This is a genomic window from Microlunatus capsulatus, assembly GCF_017876495.1.
GTDB lineage: Bacteria > Actinomycetota > Actinomycetes > Propionibacteriales > Propionibacteriaceae > Microlunatus > Microlunatus capsulatus.
Genome location: NZ_JAGIOB010000001.1, coordinates 2827922 through 2846946, shown reverse-complemented (window position 1 = coordinate 2846946; position 19025 = coordinate 2827922). Strand labels below are relative to the sequence as shown.

At 78.0% G+C, this 19025-nt stretch carries 18 protein-coding genes; 7 read left to right on the top strand and 11 right to left on the bottom strand.

The features are described 5' to 3' along the window. Positions 1 to 9 precede the first annotated feature (9 nt). Entirely contained in the window at positions 10 to 1275 is a 1266-nt protein-coding gene (locus tag JOF54_RS13165; protein ID WP_210056504.1) for an ROK family protein, read from the top strand. 33 nt (positions 1276 to 1308) lie between these two features. Here the strand turns inward: JOF54_RS13165 and JOF54_RS13160 are convergent, their stop codons facing one another. Further along, positions 1309 to 2646, bottom strand: a complete 1338-nt coding sequence (locus JOF54_RS13160) for a glucoamylase (protein WP_210056501.1) — start codon at positions 2644 to 2646, stop codon at positions 1309 to 1311. Between the two features lie 52 nt (positions 2647 to 2698). On the opposite strand from JOF54_RS13160, the gene JOF54_RS13155 reads away from it, so the two are divergent. The 6 genes from JOF54_RS13155 to JOF54_RS13130 are packed head-to-tail and all read left to right on the top strand — an operon-like array spanning position 2699 to position 7983. After that, positions 2699 to 3424 carry a DUF4129 domain-containing protein gene (locus tag JOF54_RS13155; protein ID WP_210056499.1) on the top strand — a complete coding sequence of 242 codons (726 nt, stop codon included), beginning with the start codon at positions 2699 to 2701 and terminating at the stop codon, positions 3422 to 3424. Beyond that, on the top strand, positions 3421 to 3894 hold the full coding sequence (locus JOF54_RS13150) for a hypothetical protein (RefSeq protein WP_210056497.1): 474 nt from the start codon (positions 3421 to 3423) through the stop codon (positions 3892 to 3894). Before JOF54_RS13155 ends, JOF54_RS13150 begins: the two co-directional genes overlap by 4 nt. Continuing rightward, the gene (locus JOF54_RS13145) at positions 3891 to 4898 is read left to right on the top strand and encodes an AAA family ATPase (RefSeq protein ID WP_307804134.1); all 1008 of its coding nucleotides are present in this window, start codon (positions 3891 to 3893) and stop codon (positions 4896 to 4898) included. Before JOF54_RS13150 ends, JOF54_RS13145 begins: the two co-directional genes overlap by 4 nt. Before the next feature lie 19 nt (positions 4899 to 4917). Further along, positions 4918 to 6303 carry a DUF58 domain-containing protein gene (locus JOF54_RS21960; protein ID WP_210056495.1) on the top strand — a complete coding sequence of 462 codons (1386 nt, stop codon included), beginning with the start codon at positions 4918 to 4920 and terminating at the stop codon, positions 6301 to 6303. After that, positions 6300 to 6941, top strand: coding sequence for a hypothetical protein (locus JOF54_RS13135; RefSeq protein ID WP_210056493.1), 642 nt, complete (start codon positions 6300 to 6302; stop codon positions 6939 to 6941). The genes JOF54_RS21960 and JOF54_RS13135 overlap by 4 nt, the downstream gene beginning before the upstream one ends. A 10-nt stretch (positions 6942 to 6951) precedes the next feature. Further along, positions 6952 to 7983: an aldo/keto reductase gene (locus JOF54_RS13130; RefSeq protein ID WP_210056491.1), complete on the top strand. Its 1032-nt coding sequence runs from the start codon at positions 6952 to 6954 to the stop codon at positions 7981 to 7983. Positions 7984 to 8001: 18 nt separating this feature from the next. Here the strand turns inward: JOF54_RS13130 and JOF54_RS13125 are convergent, their stop codons facing one another. From JOF54_RS13125 to JOF54_RS13080, 10 genes are all read right to left on the bottom strand, one after another. Beyond that, positions 8002 to 8367, bottom strand: a complete 366-nt coding sequence (locus JOF54_RS13125) for a VOC family protein (protein ID WP_210056489.1) — start codon at positions 8365 to 8367, stop codon at positions 8002 to 8004. A gap of 157 nt (positions 8368 to 8524) precedes the next feature. Then, the gene (locus tag JOF54_RS13120; protein ID WP_210056487.1) at positions 8525 to 10177 is read right to left on the bottom strand and encodes a PQQ-binding-like beta-propeller repeat protein; all 1653 of its coding nucleotides are present in this window, start codon (positions 10175 to 10177) and stop codon (positions 8525 to 8527) included. A 304-nt stretch (positions 10178 to 10481) separates the two neighbouring features. Further along, positions 10482 to 11528 carry an NAD(P)-dependent alcohol dehydrogenase gene (locus tag JOF54_RS13115; RefSeq protein ID WP_210056485.1) on the bottom strand — a complete coding sequence of 349 codons (1047 nt, stop codon included), beginning with the start codon at positions 11526 to 11528 and terminating at the stop codon, positions 10482 to 10484. 209 nt (positions 11529 to 11737) lie between these two features. After that, positions 11738 to 13327: a hypothetical protein gene (locus tag JOF54_RS13110; protein WP_210056482.1), complete on the bottom strand. Its 1590-nt coding sequence runs from the start codon at positions 13325 to 13327 to the stop codon at positions 11738 to 11740. Between the two features lie 61 nt (positions 13328 to 13388). After that, positions 13389 to 14273, bottom strand: a complete 885-nt coding sequence (locus tag JOF54_RS21955; RefSeq protein WP_210056481.1) for an EamA family transporter — start codon at positions 14271 to 14273, stop codon at positions 13389 to 13391. Beyond that, positions 14266 to 15225, bottom strand: coding sequence for a glycosyltransferase family 9 protein (locus tag JOF54_RS21950; protein WP_307804133.1), 960 nt, complete (start codon positions 15223 to 15225; stop codon positions 14266 to 14268). Before JOF54_RS21950 ends, JOF54_RS21955 begins: the two co-directional genes overlap by 8 nt. 4 nt (positions 15226 to 15229) lie before the next feature. Next, positions 15230 to 16372 (bottom strand): glycosyltransferase family 9 protein, encoded by a 1143-nt coding sequence (locus JOF54_RS13095; protein ID WP_210056478.1) that lies wholly within the window; start codon positions 16370 to 16372, stop codon positions 15230 to 15232. Further along, a complete protein-coding gene (locus JOF54_RS13090; RefSeq protein WP_210056476.1) occupies positions 16369 to 17358 on the bottom strand; it encodes a PfkB family carbohydrate kinase in 990 nt (329 codons plus the stop codon). Before JOF54_RS13090 ends, JOF54_RS13095 begins: the two co-directional genes overlap by 4 nt. After that, entirely contained in the window at positions 17355 to 18422 is a 1068-nt protein-coding gene (locus JOF54_RS13085; protein ID WP_307804132.1) for a glycosyltransferase family 9 protein, read from the bottom strand. Before JOF54_RS13085 ends, JOF54_RS13090 begins: the two co-directional genes overlap by 4 nt. Next, complete coding sequence (locus tag JOF54_RS13080; protein ID WP_210056474.1) at positions 18419 to 19015, bottom strand: HAD-IIIA family hydrolase; 597 nt, start codon at positions 19013 to 19015, stop codon at positions 18419 to 18421. The genes JOF54_RS13085 and JOF54_RS13080 overlap by 4 nt, the downstream gene beginning before the upstream one ends. Between the last annotated feature and the right edge of the window lie 10 nt (positions 19016 to 19025).

Below are 19025 nucleotides of genomic sequence, written 5' to 3'. Positions count from 1 at the left end.
GATCCCCCCATGTCCCGGAGCCACCCCCTGCACGCCGGCCGGCGCAGCGGGGGTGCGGGCGACCTGCGGCAGGGCAACCTGACCCAGATCCTGCGGCACGTCCGCGACCACGGCGCCAGCAGCCGGCACGACATCGCGCACGGCTGCGGGCTCGGCATCTCCACCATGACCGACCTGGTCGGCGAGCTCCGCGCCCGCGGCCTGGTCCGCGAGCTGGAGCCGGTCCGCCGGCCGGGCGCGGGCCGGCCCACCAAGCCGATCGCGCTGGACGGCGACGCCTGGTGCGTCCTCGGGGTGCAGCTGGACATGCTCGAGGCCTCGTTCGTCTGCACCACCGTGGGCGGGCGGGAGCTGTGGCGCGAGCAGGTCCCGCTGCAGCTGCTGCACTCCGGACCCGAGCGCGGCTTCGCGCTGTTCCACGAGGCCCTGTGCGGTCAGCTGCGCCGGATCCCGGAGGAGCGGACGCTCGTCGCGGTGCACCTCGCACTGCCGGGCTACGTGGCGGGCGACGGCGGCACCGTCAGCTGGTGCCCGACGCTGGGCTGGGACGGCCTGGAGCTCAAGACCGCCGTCTACGACACCGTCTACGGGGCGGGCTGGGAGAACGTCACCGTCGGTGTCGAGCACGACGGCCACCTGGCGGCGCTGCAGGCGGTCCGCGCCGAGCTGCCGCCCCCGATGCCGGAGGTGGCGGTCTACCTCGGCGGGCTGCGCGAGCTCAACGGCGGCGTGGTCCTGGACGGGGAGATCTTCCGCGGGGCCGACGGCGGCGCCGGCGACCTCGGCCACGTCCGGGTGCAGCCGGACGGACCGGCGTGCGGCTGCGGCCGGCGCGGCTGCCTGGAGTCGCTGCTGGGCCCGGAGCAGCTGCTGGTCCGCAGCGGGCTGGTGACGGCGTCGGAGGCCGAGCGGCTCACCACCTTCGAGCCGTTCCGCGGCCTGCAGATGCTGGTCGAGGCGGCCCGGACCGGGCATCCCGGCGTGCTGCAGGCCCTGCAGGACGGCGGCGGGGCCCTGGGCGTCGCCCTCGACGGCATCATCGGCACCCTCAACCCGCACGCCGTGGTGCTGGGCGGGTACCTGAGCCTGCTGGGGCCGTCGCTGCTCGGCACGCTGCAGGAGGGCCTCGACGCCCGCACCGCCATCGGTCCGTTCGCCTCCACCCAGGTGGTCAGCCTCGAGACCGTCTCGGTCAGCCGCGTCGTCCTCGGGGCCGCGCTCGCCGCCCGGGACGCCGTCCTGCAGGACCCGCTGAACCTCACCCACCCGCTCTGAGCGGAGGCCGACCGCGGCCGCCCGGCGGGTCGGTCAGGGACCGAGCTCGACGGCCGCCAGCACCACCGCGGCGCTGGCCCAGGCCAGCGGGGCGACCGCCGCGGGGCTGCCGTCGGCCAGCACCTTCTCCGGCAGCGAGCCGGCCGCGGTGCGGTGCGCGTCCAGCCAGCGCAGCCACGCCTGCGCCCCGGCCCGGTCGCCGAGCGCGGCCGCGGCCAGCGCGCAGCTCGAGGTCGACGTCGTCCAGCTGATCCCGTCGTCGCGCCACGACCCGCCCGGCGCCAGCCCGCCCGCGGGCCGCAGCATCGCCCGCGGAACCCGCGCGAAGGCCGCGACGGCGTCGGGGTCGGCGTGCTCGGCGAACGGGGGCAGCAGGAAGACGACGCCGAGGTCCACCGACGACGCCGGCCCTCCCGGGTGGCGCGGGTAGCCGTCGCCGAAGCGGGCGCGGACGGTGGCGGCCAGGCGGTCGGCCGCCGCGCCCGCGCGCTCCGCGGCGGCCGGGTCGCCGGCCAGCCCCTGCAGGCGCGCGGCCGCGGCCAGCCCGGCCCGGAGCAGCGCCGCCGTGGCCAGCGTCGGGCGGCGCTCGGGCACCTCCCAGTAGTCAGGACCCGCGGGCGGCAGCCGCCGGCCGTCGTCCACGGCGGCGCGGGCGGCCGCGGTGGAGCGGTCCAGCAGCGGCGCCCACCGGGCCAGCAGGGCCGCGCGGTCGGCGGCGGGGGCCGCCTCGACGACCGCGGCCAGCGCCCACAGCGCCCAGCCGGTCCCGTCCAGCTGCTCGCCCCGGTCGTCGGGCACCCCGGAGCCGTCGGGTGAGTAGCGCGCGGCGAAGACCCCGGACGCCGGCTGCACGCGCTGCAGGAAGTCGAGCACCGCGGCCGCGTCGGCCGGGTGGCCCGTCCGGGCCAGCGCCGCCGCGGCCAGCGCGGAGTCGCGCGGCCAGACGTAGCGCCAGGGCGGCGACCAGGCCGCCACCGGCACCCCGTCGGGGAGGGCGAGCGTGCGCAGGTCCAGCAGGGCGTCGCGGACCATCGTGCTGCCCTCCAGGCCGGGCACCGCCGGGACCGAGCCCGAGGCCAGCCACGCCTGCTCGGCCCGCCGTCGCCCGGCGGCACCCGGGGCGCCCGCGAGCACCCGGCTGCCGGGCAGCAGCAGCGCGGCGTCCTGCACCGGCTCCAGCCGTCCGCCGGCGCCGACGCCGGTCGTCAGCGCGTCGAGGGGGACGACCCGGTCCCGGACCGCGCGGGAGGCGGCCCCGGCCGGGCACAGGCCGTAGACCAGCACGACCACGAGGCCGAGGGCCAGCGGGCGCAGCGCGCGGCGGAGCGGCCGGCCGGTCCGGGGCCGTCCGGCCGGGGCCGCGGTGGTCATGCCGGGCAGCCTAGGCGGCCGGGCCCCCGGGCCGCCGCCCTATCCTGAGGCCGTGGCGCACCGGGACGAGGGACGGCGGCCGGGCCGCCCGGCGGCCCTGGTGCCGGCCGTCCTCGCCGTGGGCGCACTCGTCGTGCTCGCCGCGGCGACGGGCTCCTCCTGGGGGATCACCGACCGCTTCGGCGTCTTCGGCGACGGCCCCGACGTCGAGCCGGGGAACCTCCCGTCGGTGCCGACGGCGGCCCCCAGCAGCCCCCCGCCCCTGCAGGACGCCGGGACCGGCACCCTCGTCGTGCCCGTGCTCTGGGCCGCGCTGGTGGTGGCGCTGCTGGCCGTCCTCTTCTGGGTCTGGCGGGCGCTGCCCCGCACGCCGGTCAAGAACGCCGCGGCCGCGCCGACGGGCGGGCTGGTGGCCGGTGACGGCGGGCCCGACGCCCCGGCCGTGCAGCAGGGCGTGCGGGAGGCCCAGCAGCTGCTCGACACCGTCGTCGACCCCACCGACGCCGTGCTGGCCGCCTGGGTGGCGCTGGAGGACGCGGCGGCGCGCTCCGGGGTCCCCCGCCGCCCGGCGGACACGCCCACCGAGCTGACCTCGCGGGTGCTGGCCGCCACCGAGGCCGACGCGGCCGCCGTGACCACGCTGCTGGGGCTGTACCACCGGGCCCGCTTCTCCGCCGACGGCGTGGGACCGGCCGCCGTCGTCGAGGCCCGCCGCTGCCTGGCCGACCTGGCCCGCAGCTGGTCGCGCTTCTCCGCCGACGCCGGGCCGCCGCCGTGACCGCCGGCGACGTCGCCCGCACGGCCGCGCTGGGCGCCGGGGTCTTCGTGCTGATGCTGGTCGTCGGCCTGGACCTCGCGCACTGCCTGCTGCTCGCGCTCACCGCCTGCGTGCTGCTGCGGCTGCGCGCGACGGCGGTCGCCGACGACGACGGCTGGCCCGAGCACGACGACGACCGCACCGACACCGGCGCCCGGCGCGAGGTCGACCGGCTGTCCTGGGGCCTGCACGGCTTCGAGTCCCGCGTCGACCGCCGCTCGCTGGCCCACCTGCGCGGCATCGCCACCCGGCGGCTCCGCTGGCGCGGCGTCGACCTCGACGACCCGTCCGACGCCGACCGGGCCCGCGCGCTGCTGGGACCCGACGCCCACACCGCCCTCACCGCCGACCCGGGCACCCCGCCCCGCTACGACGCCTACGCCCGTGCCGCCCTGGCGGTCGAGCGGCTGACCGAGAGGACCACCCCGTGACCGAGCCCCAGGTGGCACCGCCCGCCGCCCCCGTCCAGCCGCTGAGCGTGCCCGAGGTGGCCCGGCTGGGCCAGCAGGTGCTCGCCGAGGTGGGCACCGTCGTGGTCGGCATGGAGGACGCGCTGCCCACCGCGCTGGCCGCGGTGCTCGCCGGCGGCCACGTGCTGTTCGAGGACGTCCCGGGGCTGGGCAAGACGCTGGCCGCCCGCAGCCTGGCCGGCGCCCTGGGCCTGGACTTCACCCGGCTGCAGTGCACGCCGGACCTGCTGCCGGCCGACATCACCGGCTCCTACGTCTGGGAGCCGGGCAGCGCGGCCTTCGCCTTCCGCGCCGGACCGGTGTTCACCGGCCTGCTGCTCGCCGACGAGATCAACCGGACGGCGCCCAAGACGCAGTCGGCGCTGCTCGAGGCGATGGCCGAGCGGCAGGTCACCGTCGAGGGCCGCAGCTTCACCCTCGACCGCCCCTTCCACGTGATGGCGACCTCGAACCCCGTCGAGTACGAGGGCACCTACCCGCTGCCGGAGGCCCAGCTGGACCGGTTCCTGGTCCGGCTCGCCGTCGGCTACCCCAGCGCCGAGGGCGAGGCGGAGGTGCTCGGCCGCCGGCTGGCCCGCCAGCAGGAGGAGACCGCCGTCCGGGCCGTCGTCGACCCGGCCACCGTGCTGGCCATGCAGGCCGGCGTCGAGCAGGTGGCGGTGGACCCCGACGTCGTCCGCTACTGCGTCGCGCTCGCCTCCGCCACCCGCCAGCACCCCTCGGTGGAGGTCGGCGCCTCCCCGCGCGGCTCGCTCGCCCTGCTGCTGGTCGCCCGGGCCCGCGCGGTCCTCGACGGCCGCGACTTCGTCACCCCGGAGGACGTCAAGCAGGTGGCCGTGGCCGCGCTGGCGCACCGGATCACCCTCAACCCGCAGACCTGGGCCAGCGGGCTGGCCGCGGCCGACGTCGTCGGGACGCTGCTGGCCACCGTGCCGGGGCCGGCCGCGACGGCGAGCGCGCGGTGAGCGCGCGACGGGCGCGCCCGTGAGCGACCCGACCACGACGGCGCGGGTGGTGGACCCGGACGCCCCCCGGCCCCGGCCGGTCGCGCCGGCGCCGCCGCGCACCCCGGCCCCCGCGCCGGCCAGCGCCGCCTGGCTGGTGGGCGGGGTGCTGGTGGCCGTCGTCGGCCTGGTCGCCGGTCGGCCCGAGGTGGCCGTGCTGGGGCTGCCGCTGCTGCTGGGCCTCGTGGTCTCCCGGGCCGGCTGGCCCGCGCAGGACGTCCGCGCCCGGCTGCGGGCCGCCGACCAGACGGCGAGCGCCGGCACCCTGCAGGCCGAGCTGGAGGTCGGCGCCGCGCCCGGCGTCCCGCTGCTCGGGGTGCGGGTGGACGCGCCGGGGCACCGCCCGCGCGAGGCGCTGCTGCTGGCCCGCGACCGCGTCGTCGGGGTGCGGATGCGCTCGGTGCGCACCGGCAGCCGGGCGCTGTTCCAGCTGGACGCGCGCTCGGCCGACCCGTCGGGCCTGCTGCTCGGGCCCGTCAGCTCGCAGCCGCCCGTGGTGATGACGGTGCTGCCGTCCACCCGCGCGCTGCGGGCCCTGCCGCTGCCCTTCCGGCTGCAGGGCCTCACCGGCCCGCACGGCTCGCGCCGGGCGGGCGACGGCGGCGACCTGCACGACGTCGCCCCCTTCCGGCCCGGCGACCGGCTGCGCCGCATCGACTGGCGGGTGACGGCGCGCATCAACGGCCAGGGGGCCGCCGGGGCCGGCCAGCCGGGCGCGGTCTCCGAGCTCTACGTCCGCCGCACCTTCGCCACCGCCGACGCCACCGTGATGCTCGTGGTCGACTCCCGCGACGAGGTCGGCCCGCGGGTGGACACCTGGGGCGACGCCTCCGCCGTCGACGAGGACGAGGCGACCTCGCTGGACCTCGCGCGCACCGCCGCCGCCTCGGTGGCCCGCAGCTACCTCGAGGCCGGCGACCGCGTCGGGCTGGAGGACCTCGGCCGGCTCCGGCGGCCCAGTCCCCCGGCCGGCGGCCGGCCGCACCTGCACCGGCTGACCCAGCAGCTGGCCCGGGCCCGGCCCGACGGTGAGCCCACCCGCCGGCAGCGGGTCCCCCGGCTGCCCTCGGGCGCGCTCATCGTGCTGTTCTCGACCTTCCTCGACGACGACCCGGCCCGGCTCGCGACGTCCTGGCGCGGCTCGGGCCACCGGGTGGTGGCGGTCGACACGCTGCCGCCGCTGCTGCTGGCCGGGCTCAGCGGGCGGCAGCGCACCGCGTTCCGGGTGGTGTCGATGGACCGGCTGGACCGGATCGCCGACCTCGGCCGGGCCGGGGTGGAGACGGTCAGCTGGCAGAGCCTGGACCCGGCCCACGACGTGGCCGCCGAGCTGGGCGTGCTCGCCCGCCGGCGGGTCCGCCGGTGAGGGGGCCGTCGCGGCTGGCCCCGCTGCGCGACCGCGTGGTCGAGCTGGTCCGCAGCACCCCGCGGGCGCTGCCGTCGCTGCGGCCCCGCCGGCGCCGGGTGCAGATCGGGCTCGGCACCACCCTCCCCGGCTGGCTGCTGCGCGCGCTGCTGACGGTGCTGACCGGGGCGGCCGTCGTCGCCGCCGGGGCGCCGACCGGCAGCGCGCTGTTCTGGATCGGCCTGCTCGTCGGGGTGGCGCCGCTGGTGCGGCCGGGCGGGGCGTCGGCCGTCGTCGCCGTCGGCTTCGTCGCCTTCGTCGCGCTGACCGCCGGCACCGGCGCGTGGCGGCCCGGCGCGTTCGTCGCGCTGGCGCTGACGCACCTGCTGGTCCAGCTGGCCGCCGTCCTCGGGCCCTTCGGCTGGTCGGTGCGGGTGGAGCCGGGCGTGCTGGTCGTGCTGCTGCGCCGCTACCTGCCGGTCCAGGTCGCCTGCCAGCTGGTCGCCGTCGTGGGCGCCGTCGTGGCGCAGGGCCGGGTCCAGCTGTGGTGGCTGGGGCCGCTGGCCGTCCTGGCGGTGGGCGCGCTCGTGGTGGCCCTGGCCCCCCGGCTGACCGCCCGACCCCGAGGGGGCGGGCAGCGCCCGGGGGGCGCCGTGTAGAAACAGGGGCATGGACTACCGCACCCTCGGACGCAGCGGCTGCGCCGTGTCGAACCTCTGCCTGGGCACCATGACCTTCGGCGCCGAGACCGACGAAGCCGGCTCGCACGCCCAGCTGGACCGCTTCGTGGAGGCCGGGGGCACCCTGGTCGACACCGCCGACGTCTACGGCGCCGGCACCTCGGAGGAGATCATCGGCCGCTGGTTCGCCAGCCGGCCGGCCGAGGTCACCGAGCGGGTGGTGCTGGCCACCAAGGGGCGCTTCCCGATGTCGGCCGAGCCCAACGGCGCCGGCCTGACCACCCGTCACCTGACCCGGGCGCTGGACGCCTCGCTGGGCCGCCTCGGGCTGGACACCGTCGACCTCTACCAGGTGCACGCCTTCGACCCGTGGACGCCGCTGGAGGAGACGCTGCGCACGCTCGACGGCTTCATCCGCGCCGGCAAGATCGGCTACTACGGCTTCTCGAACTTCACCGGCTGGCAGCTGACCAAGGCCGTGCACGTCGCCGCCGCGCTGAACCTCGCCCCGCCGGTGACGCTGCAGCCGCAGTACAGCCTGCTGGTCCGCGAGATCGAGTGGGAGGTCGTGCCCGCCGTCCAGGACGCCGGCATGGGCATGCTGCCCTGGAGCCCGCTCGGCGGCGGCTGGCTGTCCGGGAAGTACGAGCGGGACGAGCGGCCCACCGGCAGCACCCGGCTGGGCGAGAACCCCGAGCGCGGCATGGAGGCCTACGACCGCCGCGGCACCGAGCAGACGTGGGACGTCGTCGACGCGGTCCAGACTGTCGCGGAGGCGCGCGGGGTGTCGATGGCCGAGGTCGCCCTGGCCTGGGTCACCGACCGGCCCGGCGTCACCTCGACGATCCTGGGCGCCCGCACGCTGGAGCAGCTGGAGACCAACCTGGCCGCGGCCGACCTCCACCTGAGCGCCGAGGAGAACGCCCGCCTGGAGGAGGTCTCCCGCCCCCGCGTCGGGGACTACCCCTACGGCGACCTGGGCGTCCAGCAGCGCAGCCGCAAGCTCGCCGGCGGTCGCTGAGCCCTCAGCAGGCCGCCCTCACGAGGTCACCAGCACCGAGCAGATGTTGCCGGCCGGGTCGGCGAACCAGGCGATGGGCGGGCCCCAGCCCCGCTGGATGCCCCGCTCGTCGGTGCTCTCGTAGCGCTCGAGGACGACGCCGCGCGCCACGAGCGCGTCGACGGCGGCCTCGATGTCCTCGACCGGGAAGTTGAGCACGGTCGCGCTCGCCGGCCGGTGGTCGGGCTTCGGGTAGACCAGCACGGTCCCCCCGCCGCCCAGGTGCAGCGTGAGCATGCCGTCGCGCTCGCTCACCCGCAGCCCGAGGGTCTGGCCGTAGAAGGTGCGGGCGGCGTCGACGTCGTCGGTCGAGAAGCCGCTGAAGGCCGGTGAGTCCTGCAGCACGGTGTCCTCCTGGTCGTGGGGAGCGCGGTGCGCGGCTCCGGGGGTCAGACCGGGCTCGGCCCCCGAAGTCGTCGGGCTGCGGTTCCCGTGCCCCGGGAACGGCGACGGGCCGCCGGCAGCAGCAGCTGCGGGCGGCCCGTCGTCGTGCGGGTGCGGCTCAGGAGACCTTGCGGGTCACCTTCGGGCTCGTGACCCGGTTGCCGTCGGCGTCGGTGATCCGCACCTGGTAGGTGTAGGTCTTGCCGGCCTTCACCGTGGTGTCGGCGTAGCGGATCCACGGCCGGTTCCAGAAGGTGGACCTGCGGGTGAAGGTCTTCAGGACCTTCCCGTCGCGGACGACCTGGTAGCGCAGCGAGCGGTCGTCGAGGTCGTAGTTGGCGTTCCAGCCCAGCTGCAGGCCGGCCTTGTCGGCCCGGCCCCAGACCGACGGCGTGGTCGCCGCTCCGGTGGCCCGCGGCCCCATCTTCCGCGGGGCCTTGTTCGCCGGCGTCGTGAACCGGGTCAGGCCCTGCTGCGGCTTGCCGTTGACGGTGGTGAACTCCCCGCCGAGGACGACGTACTTCGAGGTGCCGGCGACGCTCCACGCGCCCTGGGTCGAGCCGCTCACCTTGCCGGTGTTGAGCTTGGGGAACCAGTTGTAGATGGCCGGCGCCTTGTAGCCCTGCCAGTTGCGGTAGTTCACGCCGTCCTGGGTGTTGGTGGCGACGGTGCCCTTGGCGGCCTTGCTCACCACGAGGGCGCGCTGCGGGTCGATTTCCTGGAACCCCCCGATGTTGCGGCAGAAGTGCGCGTGGCCCACGGAGTAGACGAGGTCACCCACGGGGGCGACGCCGTACTGGTCGCCGTGGCAGTCCTGCAGCCACTTGATGCCGCCGTCCTTCGGGTTCAGCGCGAAGACGCCCTCGAAGTTGCCGGAGTTGTAGCCGTACCCGGTGCCGTAGACCGTGTCCTTGTCGGCGGCCAGGGAGAGCACCGCCGAGGCGCTGCCGTAGTCGCGGATCTTAGCGTTGGCCTTCCAGGTGCCGGGGGTGCCGGCCACCTTGGTGACCGCGCCCATCCCGCGGTTGACCTTGCCCGAGAGCTTGCCGAACGAGCCGCCGATGACGACGCGCGTCTTGTCCGGCGTCGGGACCAGCGCCTCCACCGAGCCGTCGGCCGAGGGGTTCCACTTCGTGACCCCGCCGGTCTTGGCGTCCAGCGCCGCGACGCGGAGCCGCTGCTTCTGGCCCACCCGGGTGAACCAGCCGCCGACGTAGACGCGGCCGCCGATCGTGGTGATGGCGTTGACCCGGTTGTTGAAGTTGCCGCTGAGCGGCAGCAGCTTGCCGGTCGCCACGCTGAACGCGGCGAGCGCCGGGCGGTTCGTGGTGCCGACCTTGGTGAAGTCACCGCCGACGTAGAGGATCTTCGCGTCGGGCGAGGTGGCCAGCGCCCGGACCTGGCCGTTGAGCTTGGGCGCGAAGGCCTTCATCTTGCCGGTCCGGATGTCGTAGGACATGAGGTTGTAGCGCCGGACGGCGCTCTTCCCCGGGGCCGCACCGGCGGGGCGGGCGCTGGTGAACTGCCCGCCCGCGAAGACGGTGTTCCCGGCGATGGCCTGCTTCCAGACGATGCCGTCGATCTGCGCGGTGGGCAGCGCGTCGGCGGTCACCGTCGCCTTCGGCTTCTGCAGCACGGGGGGCACGGCGGCGGAGGCCTGACCGGGCAGGGCGGCGGACAGGCCGAGGGCGGCCACCGCGACGAGGGAGCCGGCGAGCCGCAGGGAGCGGGCGGGCCGAGCGGGGCGGGAGGTGGGTCTGAGGGGGCGCATGAACCATCCGGGTGGGGGCGACGGAGATCTTCGGAGGGGGGAGGGCTCGGACTCTACCGGAGCGGCCCGGCGGCCCCCGGGCCCTGCGAGGCCCCGTCGGGCCCTCCGCGGCGGCGTCCGGGATCCCCGGCGGCGCCCGACCACCGCCACCGGACCGTGATCTGAGCGTGATCGGACCGTGACCAGCCGCTGCCGGCCGCTGCGCCGCCGTCGCCGCCCGTGTGCCCCACATCACAGCAGGCCGGAGCAGAAAACTGCCCCGCCACCGACGAGCGGTGGCGGGGCAGCGGGGTGCGCGCGGGGCTCAGGCGCCCAGGGTCGCGGTGTCGATGACGAAGCGGTACCGGACGTCGCTGGCGACGACGCGGTCCCAGGCCTCGTTGATCTTGTCGGCGCTGATGACCTCGATCTCGGCGCCCAGGTGGTGCTCGGCGCAGAAGTCGAGCATCTCCTGGGTCTCGGGGATGCCGCCGATGCTGGAGCCGGCGAGGCTGCGGCGACCGGGCAGCAGCGAGAACGCCTTGACCGACATCGGGTGCTCGGGGGCGCCCACCTCGACGAGCGTGCCGTCGACGGCCAGCAGGCCCATGTAGGCGTCCAGGTCGAGGTTGGCCGAGACGGTGTTGACGATGAGGTCGAAGGTGCCGCCGAGCTGCTCGAAGGTCTCCGGCTCGCTCGTCGCGTAATAGTGGTCGGCGCCCAGGCGCAGGCCGTCCTCCTGCTTCTTCAGCGACTGGCTCAGCACGGTCACCTCGGCCCCCATGGCGTGGGCGATCTTGACGCCCATGTGCCCCAGCCCGCCGAGGCCGATGATGGCCACCTTCTTGCCGGGCCCGGCGTTCCAGTGGTTCAGCGGGGAGTACAGCGTGATGCCGGCGCAGAGCAGCGGGGCGGCCTCGTCCAGCGCGATGCCCTCGGGGATGCGGAGCGCGAAGTCCTGGTCGACGACGATGTGGGTCGAGTAGCCGCCGGCGGTCGGCTTGCCGTCGCGGCCGATGCCGCCGTAGGTGCCGATGTTGCCGTTGAGGCAGTACTGCTCGAGGCCCTTGAGGCAGGACTCGCACTGGCGGCAGGAGTCGACGAGGCAGCCGACGCCGACGCGGTCGCCGACGACGTGCTTGTCGACGTCGGACCCGACCTCGGCGACGACGCCCGCGATCTCGTGGCCGACGACGATGGGCCAGCCCGCGTCGCCCCACTCGCCGCGCGCGGTGTGGATGTCGGAGTGGCAGATGCCGGCGAACTTGATGTCGATGAGGATGTCGCGCGGGCCGAGGTCACGGCGCTCGATGGTGGTGGGCTCGAGCGGCGCGGTGGCGCTGGGCGCGGCGTAGGCGTGGACGGTCAGCATGCGAGGGGTTCTCCTTCGGTCGGTGAGCCGGGTCGGCTCGGCGACGGCGCGGTCGCGGGCTGGTCGGCCCCGGGCCGCAGCGCGGTCGCCTCGGCGTCCCGCGTGGGAACAGCCGGTCTCCCACCCTAGTCGGCCGCTGCGGCCGGCCCCGGCCACCCCGACGCGGGTGGACGGCACCGGGGACCGTCGCCCGGACGGACGGGGCGGGGTCAGCCGGGCAGCGTCCGCGCGCCGACCAGGCCGGTCCCGGCGCCCGGCTGCAGCACGGGCGGGACCAGCGCGAGGGAGCCGACGCCGGGCAGCCCGAGGTGCGCCATCCCGGTGCCGGGCACCGCGCCGTCGTCCTCGCCGGGCACGGTCACCAGCAGGACCGGCACCGGGTCCTCGTCGTCGAGCGGTCGCGTCAGCAGGACGCCGGCCACCGACGCAGCGAACCCGTCGCCGCGCTCGGCCCGCCCGGCCACCCCGACGGCGTCCTGGGACCAGGCGGCGCCGGTTCCCGCCAGGGTCGCGCCGGTGGCCACGTCCACCCGGCTCGTGCTGAGCGCGCCGGCGTCGACGACCCCGCCCAGGTCCTCCCCGGGCGAGCCGACGACCAGGTGGCGCCGGCCGCTGCCGAGCCCCAGCTCGGCGCTCAGCACCGCGGCACCGAACCGGTCGCCCGCCTCCAGGGCGCCCGGCACGCCCGGGGAGTCCTGGGTCACCGTCGTGCGCCGCCCGCGCAGCGGCCCGGCGCTGGTGGGCGAGGCCTCGAAGAGCTCGACGGCGGCGTGCCCCACCAGGCCGGCGTCGACGGCCCGGCCGACGTCCTCCCCGGGGACGCCCACCGCCACGACGACCACCGCGTGGTCGCCCAGCGACGTGGCCCAGCTGCTCACGGCGGCGCCGTAGCGGTCACCCGCCTCGGCGGCACCGCCCGCTCCCGGGGAGTCCTGGCTCACCTGGGTGAGCGGGTACCCGGGGACGGCCAGGGCCAGGGCCCCGGCGTCGACGCGGGAGCCGACGTCCTCGTGCGGGACGCCGACGAGCAGCAGCGGGCCCAGGCCGCTGGGCGCCACGTGCAGCACCTCCCCGAAACGGTCACCGGGCTCGGGCGCCCCGGCCCCGGGCCCACCCTGCTGGACGACGTCGACCCGCTCGGTCCCGGCGAGCCGGCGGTCCAGGCGCACGACCCGACCCGCGTCCCGGACGCCGGCCACGTCGCGCCGCGGCACGCCGACGGCCAGCCACTCCCCGTCCTCACCGGCCAGGGCCGCGCCGAAGCCGGCCCCCGCCTGCGCGCCGCCGAGGCCCGGCCAGCGCGACTCGTCCAGCGTCTCGAGCGGTCGTCCCAGCCCCTGCGGCGATCCCGGCAGCACGTGCACGCGGCCGGCGCCGCGGAGGCCGGCGACGTCCTCGCCGGGTGCGCCGACCACGACGTCGGCGCAGGCGCCACCCGGGCGCCGCAGCACCAGCACCGCGGCCCCGAACCGCGCACCTGCCCGGGTGGGCAGGCCGACGTCGGCCGCGGTCACCAGGGTGCGCCGGGCCACCCGCTGCGGCAGCGGCTCCCCGGGCCCGGCGAGGTCGGAGAGCACGACGAGCGCGCCCGCGTCGGGCTGGCCGGGCAGGTCGTAGGAGGGCAGGCCCAGCACGACGTCCGGTCCCCCGCCGTCCACGTCGGCCGGCACCCCTGCCCGGCAGCCGGGTGCCGCGGCGGCCGACGGCGACGGCGGCGCGGCCAGCAGCAGCGGGACCGGCACCAGCGCGGCGAGCAGGACGGCCCGCCGCCGTGCCCCGCTCCGGTCCCCGTCGACCACCGCGCACCCCCGTCCGCCCCCACCCCGAGGCCTACGCCCACCGGTGAGGGCCGGCAAGGTGTCAGATCGGCCCAGGGCGGGCCGGCGGGCGGGCCGGGCGGTTGAGCCAGAGCCCGCCGCCCACCAGGACGGCCGCGACGAGCAGCGTCCAGGACAGCCGCTCGCCCAGCAGCAGCACCGCGCCCAGCGTCGTCACGACGGGGATGACCAGCTGCGTGGTGCCCGCCGCGGTGCCGGTCAGGGAGCGCTGGCAGACGTACCAGGCCACGTAGGCGAAGGCCGTCGTCCCCGCCCCCATCAGCACGCCCCAGGCCAGGCCGGCCCCGGTCAGCGTCAGCCCCGCGGCGGCCCCGGCGGCCGTCGGCACCACGACCACGACCGCCAGCAGCGCGAAGTTGGCCGTGGTGGCCAGCCGCGGGTCGCCGGTGGTGCGCCCCAGCGCGGTGTAGACGCCCCAGGCCACCCCGGTGAGCGCGAGCAGCAGCACCCCGGCCGGCGTGACCAGCTCCACCCGGCCCGCGCTCAGCACCCCGATGCCCAGCAGCGAGACGCCGGCACCCACCCGGCGGCGGACCGGCACGGGGGTGCGCCGGACGACGTCGGAGCCGACGAGGGTGACCATCACCGCGGCGTAGAAGACGAAGGTGCCGGCCGCGGCGCCGATCAGCACGTAGCCGTAGGAGATGCAGACGGCGTAGACGCCGAGGGCCAGCGTCGGCACCAGCGCGGCGCGGCCGGGCCTGGCCACCCGGCCGTCCCGCAGCAGGGCGACGGCCAGCAGGGCGACGGCCGCCGCCAGCACCCGGACCCCGGTGAGCAGGCCCGGGTCGGCCAGCCCGGCGGCCACGACGTGCCGGGTGATGAGGGAGTTGGCCGCGAAGGCCAGCAGCACGAAGGCCAGCAGCAGCGGGAGCCGGCCCGGGGGCAGCGGCGCCGGCTCAGCCACCGGCGGTGCGGGCCAGCAGGTCGCGGGCGGCGACCAGGACGTCGTCGGCCGTCACCGCCAGCAGCGCGGGGTCCGGCGTCGAGCCGAAGGTGTCGCCCACCCGGAGCCGGGCGTCGGTGAGGACGACGTGCGGGCCGCCGGCCGGCGGGCCCCACTCCTCGGGCGGCGCGGGGCCGAAGATCACGACCGACGGCGTCCGGTAGGCCGAGGCCAGGTGCGGGACGCCGGTGTCGACCGAGACGAGCAGGGCGGCGTCGGCCACCAGGGCGGCCAGCGCGGCCAGGTCGGTGCGGCCGGCCAGCACGTCGGCCTCGGCCAGCCCGGCCAGCGCGCCGACCTCGAGGGCGCGGTCCCGCTCCCGGGCGCTGCCGGTCAGCACGACGTGGTGGCCGTCGTCGACCAGGGCGCGGGCGACGGCGGCGAAGCGCTCGACGGGCCAGGCGCGGCAGCCGTAGAAGGCGCCGACGTGGACGACGACGGCCCCCGGGGCCGGGGAGGGCGTCGGCCCGCGGAGCAGGGCGACGTCGTCGGGGTCGGCCGGCATCTCGTGCGCGGTGACGAGCCGGGCCCAGCGGTACCGCTCCAGCACGCCGTCCTCCCAGGCCGGGCCGTCCCAGCCGGGGGCGGCGTGGCCGAGGCGGACCCGGGGCTCCAGCGCCTCCAGCACCCGCCGGCTGTCCGGGCCGCCGTGCAGGTCGACGACGGTGTCCACCCGGCCGGGAGCCAGGGGCAACAGGTCGTCCAGCCCCGGCGTCGGCAGCAGCGCGTCGACGCCGCCGACGAGGTCGACGACGGGGTCCAGCCAGCCGGGGACGGCGAGCACCAGCCGGTGGTCGGGGTGCGTCCGCCGGATCGCGTGGACGGCGGGCACCGCGACCAGCAGGTCGCCCAGCTTGAGGGCGCGGAGCGCGAGCAGCTCCGGACGTCCGTCCGGCTCGCCGAGGATCTGCACGGGCTCAGTCTGCCCGGTCCCCGCTCCGCCGATCCGCGCCGGCGAGCAGCGCCCGAGCGTCGGCCAGCACGGCCGCGACGGGCACGTCGGCGACGAAGGAGTCGTCGTGCGGGCAGCGCGGGGCCCCCAGGGCGGTGACGTCGACGCCGCAGACCGGGCATTGGGTCGTCCAGGCCAGCTGCAGCCGGTGCCGGCCCCGGCTCAGGGCGCCGGCGTTGAGGGCGTTGCCGAACCAGTAGACGCCGACGGTCGGGGTGCCCAGCGCTGCGGCGACGTGCCGCGGGCCGGAGTCGTCCGCCACCACCAGGTCGGCGCGCAGCAGCAGGTCGACGAGCTCCGGGAGGGTCCCCCGGCCGGCCGTCGAGCGGACCCGCGGTGCGTGCTCCGGCGGGACCGCCGCCAGCAGCTGCTCGGCCAGCCCCACCTCGGAGGCGTCGCCGACGACGACCACGTCCGCGCCCTCGGCCGCCAGCGCCGCGGCGACGGCGGCGAAGGAGGCCGGCGGCCAGCGGCGGCGGGGGTCGGTCGCGCCGGGGTGCAGCACGACGAGCGGCGGACCGGCAGGACCGGACCGGCGCGCCTCCTCCTCGGCCGGCGTCAGCCGGAGCCGCGGCTCCAGGTCGACCGCCGGCGCCCCGGCCAGCGCGGCCACCTCGAGGGCGCGCAGCACCTCGTGCTGGTAGTAGAGGTAGGGCACGGTCCGCTCCAGCGCCGGCGCGTCCTCGGCCCGCAGGCCGACGGTGTGCCGGGCGCCGAGGGCCAGCAGGAACGGGTTGGAGTTCGCGCCCCCGCCGTGCACCTGGACGGCGAGGTCGTAGCCCCGGGCCCGCTGGTCGTCGAGGAAGGCGGCCGTGGCGGCCGGGTCCTCCACCCCGTCGCGGACCCCGGGCCGGACGGGCAGCACGACGACGTCGGCGAACGGCGAGGGCCGGCCGGCCAGCAGCGCCGCGTGCCCGGGCGCGCCCAGCAGGGTCAGCGTCGCGCCCGGGTACGCCGCGGCCAGCGCCTCGGCCGCCGGCAGCGCGAAGACGAGGTCGCCGAGGCCGCCGCCGCGCAGCACCGCGATCCGGGTGACGTCGTCGAACCGGGGGGCCAGCGCGCCCACGACGGGCGCGCGGCCGGGCCCGGCGGAGGGGCCGTCGCTCACGAGACGTCCGGCGTCCAGGCGCCGCCGGCCACCCGGGCCGACGCCTCCCCCGCGCCCGCGGGCTCCAGGTCGGCGCGAGCCGGCACCCGGGTCGACGCGGTCGCCGCCGCGCCGGCGCTGACGTAGGCGGCGGCCTCCATCACCGCGGTCCGGACGGCGTCGTCGGCGTCCGCCCCGGCCAGCAGGGCGGCGGTCGCGCTGGCCGCGAACTGATCGCCGGCGCCGCAGGTGTCGGGCCGGCCGTGACCGGTGCCGGTCGCCGATCCCACCAGGGGGACCGCGACGGCCCGGCCGCCGCCCGCCCGGGCCAGCACCGCGCCCCGCTCGCCCTGGGTGATGGCGACGGCGTCGACCTCCCACCGCCGGCACAGCCAGCCGGCGCCCTCCAGGGCGTCGTCGCCGGCGCCGAAGTGCCGGGCCTCGGCGGCGTTGGGGGTGACGAGCGCGACGCCGGGGACCGGATCGGCGCCGCGGGGGTGCGGGTCCCAGACCACGGGCACGTCGACGGCGACGGCGCGCAGCCGGCGGCGCAGGGCGGGCAGCGCCGCCACGCCGCGGCCGTAGTCGGCGACCAGCACGGCCCCGGCCCGGCCCAGCAGGGCGTGCACCGCGCGGGGCAGCACGCCGCCCGCCGGCCGGCCCCCGCCGCTGTCCAGCCGCAGCATCGGCACCCCGGCGGCGCCGACCCGGGTCTTGACGACGGTGTCGCCCTCCCAGCGCAGCGGCTCGACGCCGACGTGGCGGCCCAGCAGCTCCTCCAGCCGGGCGGCGGCCGGGTCCTCGGCCAGCGCGGTCACGAGCACGACCTCCACACCGCTCCGGGCGGCCAGCAGCGCGGCCAGACCCGCGCCGCCCGGGCGCTCCCAGCGCTCGTCGAGGTCGACCACCGGGACGGGCGCGTCCGGGCACAGCCGGGTCGCGGTCCCCGTGAGGTCGACGTCCAGCAGGATGTCGCCGACGACCACCAGCGGTCCTGTGCGCCTCATGCCGGCACCTCCGTCCTGAGCTCCTCGACCGCGGACGGGGCGGCCACCCGTGCGACGGCGGCGACGACGTCGGCCGGCGCGACGCCGGTCAGGCAGGGGTGCCCGGGGACCGGGCAGGTGCGGGCGCGGGTGCCGGCGCACGGGGCGTCCTGGTCGCCGAGCACGACGACGGGGACGCCGTGCGGCGCCCAGGCGGAGGCCGCGACGACGGGCGCGAAGAGCGAGACGACCGGGGTGCCGACGGCGGCCGCGAGGTGCGCGGGCCCGGTGTTGACGGCGACGACGGCCCGGGCGCCGGCCAGCACCCCGGCGAGCTCCCGCAGGTCCAGCCGGCCGCCGAGGTCGCGGGCCCGCTCCCCCGCGCCGGCCGTGGCCGCCGCCGTCAGGGTGCGCTCGCCGGGCCCGCCGGTGACCACGACCCGGTGGCCGGCCGCCACCAGGGCGTCCACCAGCGCGCGGGCGTGCGGGCCGGTGGTGGCGCGGGCGGTCACGGCCGCGCCCGGGTGGACGACGACGTAGGGACCGTCCCCGGCGAGCGGGCGGGCGTCCGGCCGCGGGCCGGCGACGGCGAGCCGGCTCGTGCTGGCCGCCGAGCCGAAGCCCGCGGCCCGGGCCAGCTGCAGCGCCCGCTCGGCCTCGGGCAGGCCCTCGACCGGCCGGTGCCGCAGGTCGAGCAGCGAGCCCGGGTAGTCCTCGCTGGCCGCGCCCACCCAGCCGACGCCGGCCATCCGGAGCAGCAGGGCCAGCGGCAGCGGCGACTGGTGGTAGGACGTCAGCACGAGGGCGGCGTCGAAGCGGCCGGCGGCCAGCGCGGTCACCAGCTGCTGCACCGCCGCGGGGTCGAGCGGCGGCGGGTCGAGGACCACCCAGGGGGCGGTGAACTCCAGCACGGCATCGACCCCGGGCAGCATCCCGGCGACCTCGCGCCCGCCCGGCCCGACCAGCAGCGTCACGTGCGCGGCGGTCTCGGCGACGGCGCGCACCGCCGGCCCGGCCAGCAGCACGTCGCCCAGGCTGTCCAGCCGGGCGACCAGCACCCGGCCGGTCGTGGGGGCCGGCCTCACGGGAGCCCCGCCTCGTCGGGCTCGTCCAGGTCCGGCCCGTGCACGCCGGGCACGTGCAGGCCGACGGCCTCCGCGAGGCTGCCGGCGACGGCGGCGACGGCCCGGGCGTGCGCGATCTCCTCGGGCCGGGTGACGGGGGTGGGCACCAGCACGGCCCGCGCCCCGGCGGCCAGCGCGGCCCCGACGTCGGCCCCGATGTCGCCCACGACCAGGCAGTCCGCCGGCTCCAGGCCCAGCGCGGCGGCCGCGGCCAGCACCATCCCGGGGGCGGGCTTGCGGCAGCCGCAGCCCTCGTCCGGGCCGTGCGGGCAGACCTGCCAGGTGTCGAAGGGCCCCAGCTCCTCGACGACGCGGGCGTTCACCCGGACCAGCGCCTCCGGCGTGATGAGCCCGCGCGCGACGCCGGACTGGTTGCTGACCACGCCGACGGCCAGGCCGAGGCCGCGCAGCCGGTCCAGCAGCGCGCGGGCGGCGTCGACGGGCCGGACGCCGGCGGGGTCGTCGAGGTAGGGCACGTCGTGGATGAGGGTGCCGTCGCGGTCGAACAGCACGGCCCGCAGCGCCCGCGGCTGCCCGCCCCCCGCTCCTGCCATCGCCTGCCCT